The organism is Bacillus sp. FSL R10-2780 (genome assembly GCF_038006125.1).
GTDB lineage: Bacteria > Bacillota > Bacilli > Bacillales > Bacillaceae_G > Bacillus_A > Bacillus_A cereus_U.
This window is the reverse complement of record NZ_JBBOUQ010000001.1, coordinates 1088931-1103094: the sequence shown is the minus strand read 5'-3', so window position 1 is coordinate 1103094 and position 14164 is coordinate 1088931. Positions and strand designations below refer to the sequence as shown.

Genomic DNA, 14164 nt, shown 5'->3' with positions numbered 1-14164 from the left:
TTTGATTTATAACAAAGAGCAAGGAACGTATCGGTTGTTAACTCTTCATCACCGAAAGTCCCTTGCTCTCCATTATTTTTCTTTATTTTTTTTTTGCTCCCATAGTAACTTGAACTAATTCCATGACTTCTGGCATAATTTCTTCAATCGGGAATTCTTCAAATTCATCCAACCACGTCATAGGATCAGGAATACTTGAATCAGCTGTTTTAGCGTATAACCAAGTCAAATCATAAATAAGTTCAAAGTCTACCTTACTTATATCAAAATTAGACATATCGATAGGTTGTTGTGATCCATCTGGTGAAGTTAATGCATTAATGGCTCCTAACCCCATCATATCTGCAAATAAATTTCGTCTAAATTGCGCTTTATAACGTTTAACTGTTGCTGCTGTACTTTTTAATCGAACTTGTTTACCATCTATTACAATTGTTTTTTCCATCTAATTACGCCCCTTGTGTTGTTGTTTTTACATATACTTTTTTATACCAGTTATCATAAATTGCTTGAGTTGTTTTAGATGTTGTTTTTGTTTTAACCATTGGCCTGCCACCAGGAGCTAAAACAATTGGACTAGAAACGAATTTCAATTCATTTGTATTTGGCTCAGCAGAATTTGTTTTTGTTTTAGATCCAATTGTTGGGCGACTTGCTGCACAGTTATACATAACATGTCGCGTTGCGTTCACATCGCCATCGAATTCAAATAGTAATGCAAATGATTTTCCTTTGGCATCAGCTAACTCATTTAATACACCGTCTGTTTCATCTAATTGCTCACCTAATGCATCGATAGCAAATTGCTCTGGAATAGTCGCAATGGATAGCGTTCCATCATAACCTTGGTTATTACTTGCTGCATAATAAAGCATGTCATCTGCATAGAATTCAATTAAATCACCGCGTGGTTCGAAAGTTAATTCAACTCCACCAGGTAGTGGAATTGGTGTACCAAACTTCACTAAAAATTCTTCAATATCAATTGGTACATAATGTACATTCTTCAAACCGAAAGTAACTTTATTTTCCTTATTCATTTACATCAACCTCGTTTCATATATTTTTTGAAATAATTTTTCAGATTCAATAAAAGTCTCGTATGAATCATAAGGAATCTCATGATCGTCTAGGACTTTTTCAAGTTTGGCTTCTGCAACTAAATCTTTTCTAGTTGTATAAAGCTCTATATTTAAATCATTAATCTTGTGATAAACCTTGTTATCAGCCATCAAGTTTGAAGAGCCATCCACAAGAAAACATATATAAGGTGGCGCTGGAACTGGATTAGTTGGCGTTGCTGTGAAATGCGAATAAGCCACAGGATAACCTGTAGCTTCAAGAATTTTCGTTAATTCACCTAATGTCATCGTTGAATCGCCCTTTCGATACGTCTTGGCAATTCGTCAATTACATACTCTTCAACCGGACGAATATGCACTTGTGCTGGGACTCGACCACCACCAACTTTCGCATGTCCATTTTCTAAAAGATGTGTTAATTGTCCTTTTGTATTATGAAGAACAACGCCCTTTCCTTCTTTTTTCTTACGCCAGCCTTTACGATAACCCCCTGTTTTTTTAGGACTACCTTGCTTTAATTTACCTACAGCAATATCTCCTATTTCATCGATCTCATTTTCTAATTCTTCTTCCACAACATTTGCATATCTTTGTAACTCTCTAGCAATCTCACTCGCAAAATCGTTCATATTAAACATGCTCCTTTGCGATAATGGTCAATGTTTGATTCATTTCATCATCATTCATCGGTGGCTCGATGATATCAAAGATACGGCCTTTCATATTAATTCGCATTTCTTCCGTTATACCAGAGGTGTACGGAATAACGAATCGATAAACTCGTGTCGCCTGTGAAGCTGAAGCTTCAATGTACTCAGACCCTTTCACCGTTTTTATCATCGACCATGCTTTTTTAAATTCCTGCCAAGACGTTTCGATAACTTGGTTTAATTCATCTTTTATTACTTCAGGTTGCTCAATAATAATTCGATTCCTAAAATCACCGGTATTCAGTGGCTTTTTATATTGAAAAGGACGCATATTAATCACCGTCCAATTTGATTTCTTCTAAAGCTTTTTCAATGCTTAAACTATTAATCTGACTTAAAAAATTCTTATCAAAATACTCTAAAGCATCGTTATAAACATAACGAGAGCGTTCAAAGACTAACTCCTTGAACACCTCGTCATTATTAAGATCGTAATTACCGCAAACCCTAATTAAATCTTTATTAGATGCAAAAAGGATACGTCTTAGGTTATCATCTTCATCATCACCTAATCGCATCCTATCTTTGAATTGCTGTAATATTTCATTTGAAATTACTGTATCCATTCACATCACCCTTGAACTGGCGGAGTTGGTGTTTCTTCAAGTTTTAATGTGTAAACTTGCGAAGTATATTTATCCTTTGGCTTACCTGTAGCGTATTGCTTGGCGATATAAAGTGTTGCATCCTCTAAAGCTAATGTTTCTTCATACTTTTTAATTGGTTCAGTTCCGCCCATCGCTGCAATATACTCTCCTTTAACAAAAAACAGCACCTTACCTTGAGGTACAAATACTGATTCTGTAGGAGTTGGATTGAAAGGTAAACTTGTCACATACACCCCAGCTGCATTTTGAATTGTTGAATTTGCTTGGATATCAAAAGTATCAAACGGATTTGTTACCATAACTACTTTCCCAGCAATATTTTTTGGTCTGTCTGCATCAGTTTTACCATCAGGATTTAGCTTTTTAGCCAGTAATTTAACAACGCCTTTTAATTCATTGATTGTTTTGCGACCTGGTTCAAACGTTAAAGTCCCTGCTGTTTTTTTATCTGGATATACTCCTCCAACAACACTTCCACTTGGATCTTTTAACAATCCGATAGGTTCATCTTTACCTGTACCAATTACGAATCCACGTTCTAAACCTACAGACATAGCTTCTGAAATCATTGTACGAACATAGCGTTCCACCCACACTGGACCAAGTTTGAGCATGTCATTTGCCAATGGGATAAATGCCGTTAATTTAAGTTGAGATATAGATTCTTTTCGGAATATAGCATTTAATTGTCCTTTAATATCACCGAATAATGGTCCCCATACAGCTGCACCCTCTGGATCTCCATAGATAAATTCTGTCACAGCACCTAAGTTTTCTAATCCGATATGTTCTAACAACGGATGACCTTGAACTAAATCATCAAAAATTCGTTCTTGTGTTGTCTTAGGTAATGTTTCAGTATCTTTAAATCCACCATCTTGAACGACTGCATTGAAGAATTTCATTTCCTCACTCGTTAATACGTTAGAACCACGAGACTGCATAATAGAACGGTCTACAATAGATTCATTGACTTGATTCAAGATATCCGAACGAACATCTGTAGCAAGTGCTTCAATCATAGAATTTAATGCTGCTGCTTGTTCTTCTGGTGTTCCTTCCTGTGTCGCTTTCGCAAATGCTAGTTTCTTTTCCTCAAAGTTATTAAATTTAATTACCATAATTTATTTTCCTCCTAAATTTAAAAAGAGCGTACCCAGATTCTGTTTCGTATTAACAGGCTCTTGAATAGACTCTTTTGGATTTTGATTATTTGGCTGCTTCGTATACTTAGCTACTAAATCTTCTTTGAAATTTTCTACAATTTCCTCTTCTTCCTCTTCTTGCGTATCATCTATTTCGATTTCATCAGCAATTTCATCAGCTAAACCAAGAGCAACTGCTTCCTCTGCTGTTAGCCAAGTTTCATCTTTTAAAAGCTTTTTTAATTCTTCGTCTGTTCCAACAAAACGTTTTTTATAAGATGCTGCTAAAGCCGAATCGATTTTTCGTAAATCTCTTGCTGTTTTTTCAAAAAGATCTGCATTTCCATATTCAATAGTACTCGCTTGATGAATCATCATCATGGTATTACTAGGCATAATAATTTTATCGCCAGCCATTGCAATTACAGACGCGGCACTAGCGGCCCAACCATCAATATGAACTATAATTTCAGCATCATGCTGCTTTAACAGATTGCAAATTGCTACACCATCAAACGCGGAGCCTCCACCCGAATTAATATGAACGTGGATTTTTTCTGCTTTTATATCTTGAATTTTTCTTCTCACTGCTTCAGCATTGTTTTCACTAAACCATCCACCGATTGACCCATAAACAGTTAACTTATACTCATTTTCACCTTTAGCTTCAAAACGAACATCTCGTTTTAAATTTAAAAGTTTATTCATACTCAAATGCTCCATCATTTCTCACCTCCTTCAGATTCGGTTAATTTCGTATAGTTTTTCGTAATATGATGGATATTTAAATTAGGATCATCAGAATCTTCATATCCAACTTCTAATCGAATTTCATTTCCGGTAAATGCACTTGAAGAAATGAGCTTATCAATACTTGTCGCAAGATCAAATATACTCTGATAGGAAACAGCCTTAACTTCAATCTTTTGTCCTGAAAGATATTCATTCATTCCAAAGAATTTAACATTCGCTTCATCAGATAGCTTTTTTAATAATGGCCTTACTGTGAAAAGCATGTAATTTTTCGTTTGCTTTTCTACATCAGCCATTTCCCCATATAATAAAGCTGTTGGAATACCGATAGCCATTGCTACTTGATTTAAAAAACCATTGGTTACTTTGTTGATTTCTTCCACACTAGGACCGTTAGTGGAACCGTTATATACTTCTTTGTACTCAATCCCTTTTTGTTGCGGAACAATAGCGATATCTTTCGTACCAATTGCCTTATACATGTTGTCAATAAACTCTTGTAACTTAGCTATCTGTTCTTCTGTTTTTGCACCGATCATATCCATATCAACTGTGCCACGAACTTGATTTTTACGTTTTTGAGAGTTTAATATCCTACCGAATAAATCCCCGTAATCTGAAAATAAACCATCGATAAGCGGAGATAATTTATCATTCCGATATTTCAAATGAATAACTTCACTTTGCTTAAAACTTCTCTTAAACGTATAATCTTTTACTATTACATCAGTAAAAGTATCTTCAAACACGGCATACTCATTATGTTGAAAGCCATCGGCAATAAGTAAATCACCATCATCTGCTTGTATAACTAAGCATTCATTATCATAAATAAGTTTACGAATAAATCTTTCCCAGAAAGTGCTAGCCGTCATGTTTTTGTTCGGTCTAACGTTTAATCGATAATAAAGCTCATTCTTCTCAAATGCTTTACCTTTTCTTACTCTGAATTCAGATTGACTAATCGTTCTTCCTAGAAAAGATACGCATGTATCGATTGCTAATCGTTTCATATGAACCCTGTTTGCTGTATCAGCAATTAAATCCAGATCGACCATAAATTCTAGTTCTTTATTTCTTTTGAATACTGAACCTAACCATCCAATGGTTATCACCCCCTTTATTAGAACTTAATATCACTTAGTATGAAGTCGGTTGCTTCTTGTATTTCATCCGCTCGATAAAGAGCATGGACAAAACACTGGAATCCATCAGTTTTTCTACGTACTGGCTCTTTCTTTTCGTAAACCTTATTTCCATCACCTTTAATAACAACCAATACGTTTTGTGTATACCAACGCATTAGAGGGTTATCATCAAAAATAATTTGACGATTTGCAAATGCCATTTCAATCCGTGGTGCCAATAAGCCATGGATTGCTTTAGGGTTTCTGATAATCTCTACTTCAAATCCCTCATCTATTAATAAGGGCTTTATAGCTTCTAATCGATAATTATCGCCTATGATTTTTTTTAATCCATACATCTCACGCATTTCCACAAACCAATTTACAATATGCGTTGGATTAATAGTTGGCTCGTCCACGACTGTTAGTAGACCTTGTTCTTCCCAATCTTTAATTGGGGCAAACTTCTGCTTTTTATACTCACCTGCTTTTTTAGAATATCCATAATAAATATCAACAAATTCTTTACGGGCAAAGGAATGAGTTTTAAAAATATAGTCGCCATCTACTCTAAATAAAAGGCCACACGATGCGAAATCTCGAATACTTGCAAAATCTAATGCACCAATACATTCTTTACCGTATAAATCAGGAAATGGACGATTAGTTGCAACAATTTCTTCCCATTTTGCAACAGAACGTTCTAAATTTGTAACTGGTAAGTTCATACGCTTTGTCATGAACTCTTCTCGGTTACTTGGATCATCTTCTAAATCTTCGTATTCTTCCTTGATTGTTTCAAGCAATCCTTCGGCATACTCACTTAAAGGCTGCGATAACATAGGGTTTGCCATTTCCCAATCATCTGGATCATCAACTTCTTTTTCATCATTCAATTTACAAATGAATGGAAAGATAGCGTTTGGACGGGCTTCACCGTTTAAAACCTTCATTGCTTTTTCTTTTTGCTTATCTAAGAAACCATCACGTACATATCCATCTGTTCCAATGTAAAATTCTCGTGGGTTTTTCTTTTTCCCCAAACCGCTGATATGGACTCGAACATCTTTATTACTTTCATATTGATGGATTTCATCAAATACAACCGCACCATCACGCAAACCATCTTTTGTATCTCCATTTGATGTCCTAAACTTCAATACACTTCCTGTAGCTTTAGAGACAGTTTGAGTTAATGTTGTTTTAAATGCTCGTTGCAATATTTCATTTCGTTTAACGCATTTATGAACTTCATCAGGACTTGTTTTCGCCTGTTCTTCACTGTTTGCAACAACGGAAATGTTATACTCCGGAATACCATGCATTTCACTAATTAAAAAGTGAATGATGACTGATATTAATCCGTTTTTACCGCCACCACGCCCAAGCATCCATAGGAATTTACGATAAAATACGCGCCCATTTTTCTTGTAAAATAAAAAGACGAATGCTATTAAGAATTTCTGAAAAGATTGTAATGGAAAGTACCACTTCTCACCAAAGCGGATACACTTCTCAATCATTTCATCATCAAAATATAAATCGTCTCTGTTCAAAACATATTTTTCTAGATATTCAATTAACAATTCTCTTTCTTTATTGAACTTCACTTTTCCACTTCGATAAAGTTCAATATATTCATCAATGTACTTTTGCCTAATCATGTTAGATCACTTTCACTATAACCCGCATTAGGAATGTTAGCCTTAACAACAAACTTTATATCTCTGCCTAACGCAATTAAAGAACTGTTAATTTTATTCCTTTCACCTATAAGAGGGTGGGCTTTAACAAAAACTTGAGAACCGTTTTTTACTGTTACGGACTCGCCTTCTTTATTAATAGTTTTATTTATTTTTCTAAATGCTTTGACAAGATCAATATATCTTTCTACCTTTTCAACTTCGACTAGATCTGTAATATCAATACTATTCAAGAGCTGTTCTTTTAACCTTACAATACTAACAGCCATCTACCCACCCCCCCTTACGTGCGTAATTCCGAAAAAAACCTGACAGTTAACCCCCTCCTCCGGTGCCCCTTAGACGAAAAATTGATGGATTTTTTTAAGGGGGGGGATTGTTTCCGAATTATTTTTACCACTTTTCATCGTGTTGCCATTTATTCGGCTTCTTTTTGAATGTTCTACCGTGTTCTTTATTGTGGCAATCCACACAAACTGTTTCTAAATTATCTATTTCTAATGCAAGTTCTGGATGATGTTCAAGCTCTTTGATATGATGGACAACTAACTGTATCTTCTTACGCTTTGCACTCTCACTATACTCATTGGTATCAACACGAACATGACCATTACGTTTACACTCTTGGCATTCATTGTTGTCACGCTTCTTTACTTGTTCACGAAGACTCTTCCACTCACCACTGTCATAGAACTTACGCTTCTGTTGTTTGGTTTTGTATTCATTCACTAATCTTTACCTCAATCACTCCTGTATCAATTCTCTTCTCGCGATGTTGGATATCAAGACACTTTTCACAATAGAAAGTAGCAGAGATATCCAAGCCATAATGTTTAGTATCAGAATAAAAAGAAGTAGTCTCACTATCTAACACTTGATACTTATCATCACACATCTATCCTCACTCCTTATCTTTCTTCAAATTAAAAAGCACTCCATAAGGAATGCTTTCGCTTGGCATGTTTTCATTTGGTTTGCTTCAGGTAATTCAATCTTTTTTCAGCATTAATAGAATTTTGTTTCTAATTTTAAATTTATTACTATAATCTGCATAAATTTGTTTAATCCTTTGATTGATTCGTATAAAAATACTGCAATAAAAACAATCTGATACATGTACCTAATAACATTACTGAATAGATAATTGAAAAAACTATTAAGTAAGAGTATAAAAAAGTCCATACATAAAATAAAGTCATATTTAAAGGCATTTGTACAAAAGTAACAAGATACGTTAAAAGAGAGAGGATTGTAGTTGTACCAATTATTACTCCGCAAAAATAAAAATTGAAAATAACACTCATTAAATGCTCTATCTTTTTTTCTTCCCTTATTTTTGTAATTACTTTTGCTCCAATTGTACCCGTTAATAAGGCAAGACCTGAAATTGTAAAACCTAAAAGACTAAAAAAGCCACCTAATACAGTTAAAATAATTGGTCTTATCGATTCAAGAAAGTTTGAAACACCTTTTTCAGTAATTGCAGTATTATAATTCAATGATGATATTTCAAAAAGAATAAGCGTTAATACTAAAGTGATTACGAAAGCTAAAACACAACTTAAAAAAGCTTCTTTGCTTTTCCACAAATCTTTATGCTTATTTGTATCTTTTAATAAATTTAAAAACCTGTTTTTTCTATAATAATACTCAATGTCTTTCTGACCCAATATTTTTTCGTCTTCATTCAGCTTTTGTTCGCTCATTTTCTATCTCCCTCAACAGTTCACGCTTTAACTCCTGTTGCCTTTGAATTAAATCATCTTTAGCAGTTGCCTTCATGACAGCTAAATTGACAATACCACTCCTAGATTTTTCCGAAATTTCAGGTATACTATCTTTATTTATATCTGCAATTCCTTTAGTATATAGCGCTTCATCTTCACTATTTACATTTACCGGCTCCCCTGATGTATTTTTTCCACGCGCGACCAAATTCCCATAACCTACAATAACACCATTAACTAAATTTTTTATAAATGTAGAACCTAAATTCAACCCTTTCTTCGTTGTCCCCTTGATGTTAAAGGTATATTTACTACCTCCAGTATCGGTTAAGTCGTCTGAATTCATTCCAAATAATGATTCAAATAATTTCTTATCGTTATTTGGTGGAATTAAATTTATAGATATTTCATCTACATGATTTATCAATTTTAATTTTTCATCTAATATCTGTCTATCTTTTTCTGGGATGATTTCCACTTCACCCACATCAGGAACTAATTCTTCAATTAACTTTTTAAAACGTTCAATAAACATTTTTCTACCAAAATCATTTTTTGGAACAAATCCAATAGTTTCTCTTCTCACATCAAAATAGAAAGTAACATAGGTTGCTTTTTTATTATCTTGTGTCTCAACAACATCGTCTTTCTCTTCATCATATGATACATGAACACCTGGTGCATAAGCGACCAGCCTTCCATTTACTGTGAATTTATCAGGATCTTTATTTAATGTAATGAATTTAAAATTCACATTTTTTTTCCGTCTAATTTCTCCCAATTCAACATCTGTTTGCATCCCTAAGAATACCTTAGTTAATAGCTCATCCAAATTCTCTTTTCCATCATAGACTTCATAAATTTTTTCGTTGATATTAAATTTAGCAAAATATATTGTCGACAATTTACTTTCCCCCAAGAAATGTATTCATTAATATATTTTATCATCTCTTGGTGTCGAAATTTGTCATATTTTAGAACAAAATGAAAATTTCCCTTTAAACATTTAATTATTCAAAATATATGCGGATCATAATAGGTGTATGATTCTTTTCCTTCAAAATAAAACTTACTCTAAACCTCTTTAAATTGATAAGTTAAGGCACCACCTTATATTTGCTAAAGATAGCAAAACAAAAAGCATCCAAATGGATGCTTTTTCATAACTTACTATTCTATTCTTCAATTACGGTAAATGAAGTTTTAACCTTCTTCCAATCACCTAATGTTGCTTTATACTCCTGTATACCAAACATTATTAAGGAACTGGAAAAAGAGCAAAACTCTCCTCATTAACGGTATCATTCAATCAGTGCCATCTGCTGGTTTCGGATTTTATGTGTCTCAATTATAAAGCCGTTTAGAATTTTATAAAGCAATCTTTGTAAGTAACGTTTTCCGCCACTTCTCACAATACAAATATAACACGATGATTCCAAAACAACCGGTACATTTACTGCCAAAAAGCGGTCACGACTCTGCCACTTATTTTATTCCCGTTATCCTTACTTATAATAGTCCGATTCCACTTAATTGAACATAGTTACTATTAGCTTGCACTTTTTTAACTTCAGCAATGCCTTTAATGTCAGTTACATAAATTGTAGAGAATGTAAACTCCACTTCTTTACCATAGTATGCTGCCATTATGAAAAAATCTTTTGGTCCTGGATATTCAATGTCTATTGTCCATTTACAATTCTTTTCTCCATGCATCTTAAAATAAACTTGATTATAATTGATTTCCTCTCCTAACCCTTCTATAAAAAGTTTTTTTACACTATAGGTCCTCATCTTCTCAACTCCTTACTATTTTAATTCTAACAAACAGCACCAATCTTTTAACAGCGCTTAGTTACCCATATCTTATATTTTGTATAGCTGACTGAAATACCAGCTTCCTTGATACCAATAACTTTATAAACCTTTTTCAAGTTTTATTACCAAGTAAATCTATTTAGTTATATACCTTACAAACTGACAAACATCTTTCTTTTTTATTGCCATGCATAATTAACAGTATCTTCACCATTACCTTTTAATAGATTATTCGTACTAGAATTAATCTTACTTTCTGATAATATATACATTAGATATTATGTAAAATTTGAGAGGAGATCTAAATAATGAGTAAGAAAAAGAAAAAGCCTAGTGAATCTACTCTTGCTAAACAAGCAATTGCTAAAAAGTATCAAAAAGAGTATGGAAGTACACCCATTATCGTTTCTACCAACTTAGAAAGTATGCAAACTGGTTATGCTGCTGTAGCAACTGACCATATTCAATTATTCAAGTACAATAAAGATGTAAATGATGTTGTCAGTATTGCTAAATACTACTTTATTAATTATTCCACTGTTCTAGTAGATCACTTTGCTATTAAATCCGTATTCGAGTTTAATGGATCAGGAACACCATTTCGTTTTATCCCAACAGAACAAGGAAAAGACATCGAGCGCTTTATCGAAAATAACACCTCTATTGAAATACATAAGGTACGTCGTAAGTGGTACAAAAAAATACTTGGTTTCCGTTCTAATACAAAATGGAAAATGGTTGTAGCATGTATAATATATTTATTTATTCTCACAGCTGGGATTAGCGGAATGATAGATAATAAAAATGAAAATACAGCGGCCTCAACAACAAAAGTTGTAGATACAGATACTACTAAAAAAGATAACGAACAACAGAAACTTGAAGAGCAGCGTAAACAAGAAGAGTTACAAAAACAACAAGAAGAGCAAAAGAAGCAAGAGGAACAACGAAAACAACAAGAATTACAAAAACAACAAGAAGAGCAAAAGAAGCAAGAGGAACAACGAAAGCAACAAGAATTACAAAAACAACAAGAAGAGCAAAAGAAACAAGAAGAACAGAAACAAAGCATACAGCAACAACCAAACAATAATCTCCCCCAAGGAAATTACAATTTTAAAAGCTGTAAAGAAGCCAAAGCAGCTGGATTCTCAAATATCACAAGAGATCACCCTGCTTATTCCTCTAAGTTAGATAGAGATGGTGACGGATTAGCTTGTGATAAATAAAAAAGGAACCTGCATAGGTTCCTTTTTTTATACTTATAAATACCATCTTTACCACTTACCCATATCTTATATTTTGTGTAACTAAACTAAACGCTACATCCCTTGATATTCATAGCTTTATAACACTTCCTCTATTGAGTTACACAGTACTAAAAAAATGGTTAACTCTAAGATCCACCAATCAAAAAGACGCCCAAAAACAAAGGGCGTCTTAATCACTGTAATTTCTGTCTATCTTATATTATTAATGTCTCTGAACTTAGCTATACGCATCAATCTTTCATCATATGCATTTTCAGTTAATTCTTTATTTAAATAATGACACAATCCATCAATATCATTGAATACAGAAAAATGATTAATTCCATTTAAAGTCAAATACTCATATATACTTTCTACTAAATCTGGTGTTAAAATTATTTTTTTTAATACTTTTTCTTTATATTCCGGACAAACTACTTCTAACTCAGCCTCTATATCTTTTAAGCTATTACTTTGAACTGTAAAATAACCATTCTGTGCCAATAACCTTGAGTTATTTTTTGATGGATACATTGCAAAAGTATTCTTCACATTTGCCTTTTCGAGAACATCTGACAAATCCCATATTATACCATCTATATCTTCAGCTGCAAATCTAATCGAATCTGCAGTTTGAATAGATGGATTACCTTGTAATTGTTCATTTAAGACATGCGGGTCTAATAACCATATACACGCATTATTATTGTTGTCATAATCCCAGCCTTCAAAAGCAAAATATAAAGCCGTACCAAAAGAATCTGTCCAATCTAATAATCTTGTTTTCAAACCGTGGTGTTGCATATGAAAAGACAAATCAATCATATCTTCTCTAACAAAAGTAGGCGATTGATTCTTAAAATTCACTATTAAGTGTTGTTCTATAGCTAAGTAGGTTTTCAAAGGTAACTTTTCACCTTGAGATAACACACGAAATAGTCCTGAATCTAATTTATATTTTTCATTACCATGTCCCCTAAACCATATCCAATTCCCTTTCGATTCCCTTCTAAAAATTGCAATTTCCTCTAATATGTCATACCATTTCTTACTGAATGATTCTTTTTTCTCTTGAACCTCTACACCCAATCCTTTTTCCATTTTGATCCACCTTTATATTAATTTAATCTAACTTACAGCCATATCATTCTATATTCTTCTAAATAAATATAGTTATAGGTTAGATTATATCTCAAATTTTGAACCTGGTCATTGCTTTATCCATTACATCTTGGTTTACCCCTATATATCGTAATGTTACTCTTTGACTTGAATGATTAAATATCTCCATTAGCAAGGCTATATTCTTTGTCTGCATGTACATATGATATCCGAATGTCTTACGCAGTGTATGTGTTCCAATCTCATCTAAACCAAACTCTGCCGCTGTACTGCTAAGTATTTTATACGCCATACTTCTTCCTATTGGTCTATTCTTTCCTTGCCTACTCTTAATTAGATACTCATGATCTTCCATCTCTTCAATGTACCATTTCAATTCTCTTCTTAATGCTGCAGTAATGTGAATACGTTTTTGTTTACCTGTCTTCATTTCACGCATTGAGATATGGCTTCCCTTTAAATCTCCAACCTTCAGTTTTAAAATGTCACTAATACGTAAACCCGTATTGATTCCCATTACAAATAAAATATAATTCCGTTCACTCTTTTCCCTTAAATACTCTTTAATTTGTTGTATTTGCTCTGGATCACGTATAGGTTGAACAAAATTCATTATTCATTACCTCCCGTTTCTTCTATCTCGTAAACTTCTAATCCAAGTGCAAAAGCAAGTTTATAAAACGCTTTAGACTTCCAACGTCGATAAGTACGCTCTGACATTCCGATTTCGTTATAAACCATGTAATCACACATATCCTCTTCTTCTAAATAACGTTTACAAATAATATCCCTTTGAATACTTCCTGCACGTCCCTTTCCTAATCGATTTAGAAACTGATCAATACGTAATGACATTTTTTCAAGCCACTCTTCTCGTTTGCTTTGTTGAATATTTGCTATAGCAACATCTTCTAATGGCTTACCAACTGCATGTGTAGGACCGTGTTCACGCATTTCATAAGAAGGAGTGACTTTCATTTCTTTACGAATCATCCCAAATTGCCTATGTATACGTACGCTTTCCAACACACCTTCTAATTCTTCTTGTGTTGCTGTTCTATCGATTTTTGGTAAGAAAGATAATTGTTTAGTCATGTAAGACCACTCCTTTTTATTTTT

The 14164-nt window shown here is 33.5% G+C and carries 20 protein-coding genes; 1 reads left to right on the top strand and 19 read right to left on the bottom strand.

The features are described 5' to 3' along the window. Nucleotides 1-82 precede the first annotated feature (82 nt). From NSQ47_RS05850 to NSQ47_RS05775, 16 genes are all read right to left on the bottom strand, one after another. On the bottom strand, nucleotides 83-445 hold the full coding sequence (locus NSQ47_RS05850; RefSeq protein ID WP_341036348.1) for a hypothetical protein: 363 nt from the start codon (nucleotides 443-445) through the stop codon (nucleotides 83-85). 4 nt (nucleotides 446-449) lie between these two features. Next, nucleotides 450-1040: a major tail protein gene (locus NSQ47_RS05845; RefSeq protein ID WP_341036346.1), complete on the bottom strand. Its 591-nt coding sequence runs from the start codon at nucleotides 1038-1040 to the stop codon at nucleotides 450-452. After that, nucleotides 1041-1370 carry a hypothetical protein gene (locus NSQ47_RS05840; protein ID WP_341036344.1) on the bottom strand — a complete coding sequence of 110 codons (330 nt, stop codon included), beginning with the start codon at nucleotides 1368-1370 and terminating at the stop codon, nucleotides 1041-1043. Continuing rightward, complete coding sequence (locus NSQ47_RS05835; protein ID WP_341036342.1) at nucleotides 1367-1711, bottom strand: HK97 gp10 family phage protein; 345 nt, start codon at nucleotides 1709-1711, stop codon at nucleotides 1367-1369. Before NSQ47_RS05835 ends, NSQ47_RS05840 begins: the two co-directional genes overlap by 4 nt. 1 nt (nucleotide 1712) lies before the next feature. Continuing rightward, entirely contained in the window at nucleotides 1713-2063 is a 351-nt protein-coding gene (locus NSQ47_RS05830; protein ID WP_341036341.1) for a phage head closure protein, read from the bottom strand. Between the two features lies 1 nt (nucleotide 2064). Next, nucleotides 2065-2358, bottom strand: coding sequence for a hypothetical protein (locus tag NSQ47_RS05825; protein WP_016079273.1), 294 nt, complete (start codon nucleotides 2356-2358; stop codon nucleotides 2065-2067). A gap of 5 nt (nucleotides 2359-2363) precedes the next feature. Beyond that, nucleotides 2364-3521 carry a phage major capsid protein gene (locus NSQ47_RS05820; protein ID WP_341036339.1) on the bottom strand — a complete coding sequence of 386 codons (1158 nt, stop codon included), beginning with the start codon at nucleotides 3519-3521 and terminating at the stop codon, nucleotides 2364-2366. A gap of 3 nt (nucleotides 3522-3524) precedes the next feature. After that, nucleotides 3525-4268: a head maturation protease, ClpP-related gene (locus NSQ47_RS05815; RefSeq protein WP_341038209.1), complete on the bottom strand. Its 744-nt coding sequence runs from the start codon at nucleotides 4266-4268 to the stop codon at nucleotides 3525-3527. Beyond that, nucleotides 4268-5413: a phage portal protein gene (locus NSQ47_RS05810; RefSeq protein ID WP_341036337.1), complete on the bottom strand. Its 1146-nt coding sequence runs from the start codon at nucleotides 5411-5413 to the stop codon at nucleotides 4268-4270. The genes NSQ47_RS05815 and NSQ47_RS05810 overlap by 1 nt, the downstream gene beginning before the upstream one ends. Nucleotides 5414-5421: 8 nt before the next feature. Further along, a complete protein-coding gene (locus tag NSQ47_RS05805; protein ID WP_341036335.1) occupies nucleotides 5422-7089 on the bottom strand; it encodes a terminase TerL endonuclease subunit in 1668 nt (555 codons plus the stop codon). Continuing rightward, nucleotides 7086-7397 (bottom strand): P27 family phage terminase small subunit, encoded by a 312-nt coding sequence (locus NSQ47_RS05800; protein ID WP_341036334.1) that lies wholly within the window; start codon nucleotides 7395-7397, stop codon nucleotides 7086-7088. The genes NSQ47_RS05805 and NSQ47_RS05800 overlap by 4 nt, the downstream gene beginning before the upstream one ends. Nucleotides 7398-7521: 124 nt before the next feature. Further along, nucleotides 7522-7857, bottom strand: a complete 336-nt coding sequence (locus tag NSQ47_RS05795; RefSeq protein ID WP_341036332.1) for an HNH endonuclease — start codon at nucleotides 7855-7857, stop codon at nucleotides 7522-7524. Further along, nucleotides 7850-8023 (bottom strand): hypothetical protein, encoded by a 174-nt coding sequence (locus tag NSQ47_RS05790; RefSeq protein ID WP_341036330.1) that lies wholly within the window; start codon nucleotides 8021-8023, stop codon nucleotides 7850-7852. The genes NSQ47_RS05795 and NSQ47_RS05790 overlap by 8 nt, the downstream gene beginning before the upstream one ends. A gap of 166 nt (nucleotides 8024-8189) precedes the next feature. Further along, on the bottom strand, nucleotides 8190-8834 hold the full coding sequence (locus NSQ47_RS05785; RefSeq protein WP_341036328.1) for a hypothetical protein: 645 nt from the start codon (nucleotides 8832-8834) through the stop codon (nucleotides 8190-8192). Beyond that, nucleotides 8812-9759 (bottom strand): hypothetical protein, encoded by a 948-nt coding sequence (locus NSQ47_RS05780; protein ID WP_341036327.1) that lies wholly within the window; start codon nucleotides 9757-9759, stop codon nucleotides 8812-8814. The genes NSQ47_RS05785 and NSQ47_RS05780 overlap by 23 nt, the downstream gene beginning before the upstream one ends. Before the next feature lie 605 nt (nucleotides 9760-10364). Beyond that, complete coding sequence (locus NSQ47_RS05775; RefSeq protein ID WP_341036326.1) at nucleotides 10365-10649, bottom strand: hypothetical protein; 285 nt, start codon at nucleotides 10647-10649, stop codon at nucleotides 10365-10367. Between the two features lie 332 nt (nucleotides 10650-10981). On the opposite strand from NSQ47_RS05775, the gene NSQ47_RS05770 reads away from it, so the two are divergent. Then, on the top strand, nucleotides 10982-11902 hold the full coding sequence (locus tag NSQ47_RS05770) for an excalibur calcium-binding domain-containing protein (protein ID WP_341036325.1): 921 nt from the start codon (nucleotides 10982-10984) through the stop codon (nucleotides 11900-11902). 231 nt (nucleotides 11903-12133) lie between these two features. On the opposite strand, the gene NSQ47_RS05765 is transcribed toward NSQ47_RS05770, so the two are convergent. The 3 genes from NSQ47_RS05765 to NSQ47_RS05755 all read right to left on the bottom strand — a co-directional run bounded on the left by NSQ47_RS05765 (nucleotide 12134) and on the right by NSQ47_RS05755 (nucleotide 14140). Then, nucleotides 12134-13024, bottom strand: coding sequence for an FRG domain-containing protein (locus tag NSQ47_RS05765; RefSeq protein ID WP_341036324.1), 891 nt, complete (start codon nucleotides 13022-13024; stop codon nucleotides 12134-12136). Nucleotides 13025-13115: 91 nt separating this feature from the next. Further along, nucleotides 13116-13658 (bottom strand): site-specific integrase, encoded by a 543-nt coding sequence (locus tag NSQ47_RS05760; RefSeq protein WP_341036323.1) that lies wholly within the window; start codon nucleotides 13656-13658, stop codon nucleotides 13116-13118. Further along, complete coding sequence (locus tag NSQ47_RS05755; RefSeq protein ID WP_341036321.1) at nucleotides 13658-14140, bottom strand: ArpU family phage packaging/lysis transcriptional regulator; 483 nt, start codon at nucleotides 14138-14140, stop codon at nucleotides 13658-13660. The genes NSQ47_RS05760 and NSQ47_RS05755 overlap by 1 nt, the downstream gene beginning before the upstream one ends. Nucleotides 14141-14164: the final 24 nt, after the last annotated feature.

What these genes read in the sequence shown, in the direction of transcription:
- NSQ47_RS05825 (WP_016079273.1), bottom strand. Translation starts at nt 2,358, where the DNA reads ATGGATACAGTAATTTCAAATGAAATATTACAGCAATTCAAAGATAGG.
- NSQ47_RS05840 (WP_341036344.1), bottom strand. Translation starts at nt 1,370, where the DNA reads ATGACATTAGGTGAATTAACGAAAATTCTTGAAGCTACAGGTTATCCT.
- NSQ47_RS05815 (WP_341038209.1), bottom strand. Translation starts at nt 4,268, where the DNA reads ATGGAGCATTTGAGTATGAATAAACTTTTAAATTTAAAACGAGATGTT.
- NSQ47_RS05835 (WP_341036342.1), bottom strand. Translation starts at nt 1,711, where the DNA reads ATGAACGATTTTGCGAGTGAGATTGCTAGAGAGTTACAAAGATATGCA.
- NSQ47_RS05760 (WP_341036323.1), bottom strand. Translation starts at nt 13,658, where the DNA reads ATGAATTTTGTTCAACCTATACGTGATCCAGAGCAAATACAACAAATT.
- NSQ47_RS05850 (WP_341036348.1), bottom strand. Translation starts at nt 445, where the DNA reads ATGGAAAAAACAATTGTAATAGATGGTAAACAAGTTCGATTAAAAAGT.
- NSQ47_RS05755 (WP_341036321.1), bottom strand. Translation starts at nt 14,140, where the DNA reads ATGACTAAACAATTATCTTTCTTACCAAAAATCGATAGAACAGCAACA.
- NSQ47_RS05775 (WP_341036326.1), bottom strand. Translation starts at nt 10,649, where the DNA reads ATGAGGACCTATAGTGTAAAAAAACTTTTTATAGAAGGGTTAGGAGAG.
- NSQ47_RS05820 (WP_341036339.1), bottom strand. Translation starts at nt 3,521, where the DNA reads ATGGTAATTAAATTTAATAACTTTGAGGAAAAGAAACTAGCATTTGCG.
- NSQ47_RS05845 (WP_341036346.1), bottom strand. Translation starts at nt 1,040, where the DNA reads ATGAATAAGGAAAATAAAGTTACTTTCGGTTTGAAGAATGTACATTAT.
- NSQ47_RS05785 (WP_341036328.1), bottom strand. Translation starts at nt 8,834, where the DNA reads ATGAGCGAACAAAAGCTGAATGAAGACGAAAAAATATTGGGTCAGAAA.
- NSQ47_RS05800 (WP_341036334.1), bottom strand. Translation starts at nt 7,397, where the DNA reads ATGGCTGTTAGTATTGTAAGGTTAAAAGAACAGCTCTTGAATAGTATT.
- NSQ47_RS05790 (WP_341036330.1), bottom strand. Translation starts at nt 8,023, where the DNA reads ATGTGTGATGATAAGTATCAAGTGTTAGATAGTGAGACTACTTCTTTT.
- NSQ47_RS05830 (WP_341036341.1), bottom strand. Translation starts at nt 2,063, where the DNA reads ATGCGTCCTTTTCAATATAAAAAGCCACTGAATACCGGTGATTTTAGG.
- NSQ47_RS05770 (WP_341036325.1), top strand. Translation starts at nt 10,982, where the DNA reads ATGAGTAAGAAAAAGAAAAAGCCTAGTGAATCTACTCTTGCTAAACAA.
- NSQ47_RS05765 (WP_341036324.1), bottom strand. Translation starts at nt 13,024, where the DNA reads ATGGAAAAAGGATTGGGTGTAGAGGTTCAAGAGAAAAAAGAATCATTC.
- NSQ47_RS05805 (WP_341036335.1), bottom strand. Translation starts at nt 7,089, where the DNA reads ATGATTAGGCAAAAGTACATTGATGAATATATTGAACTTTATCGAAGT.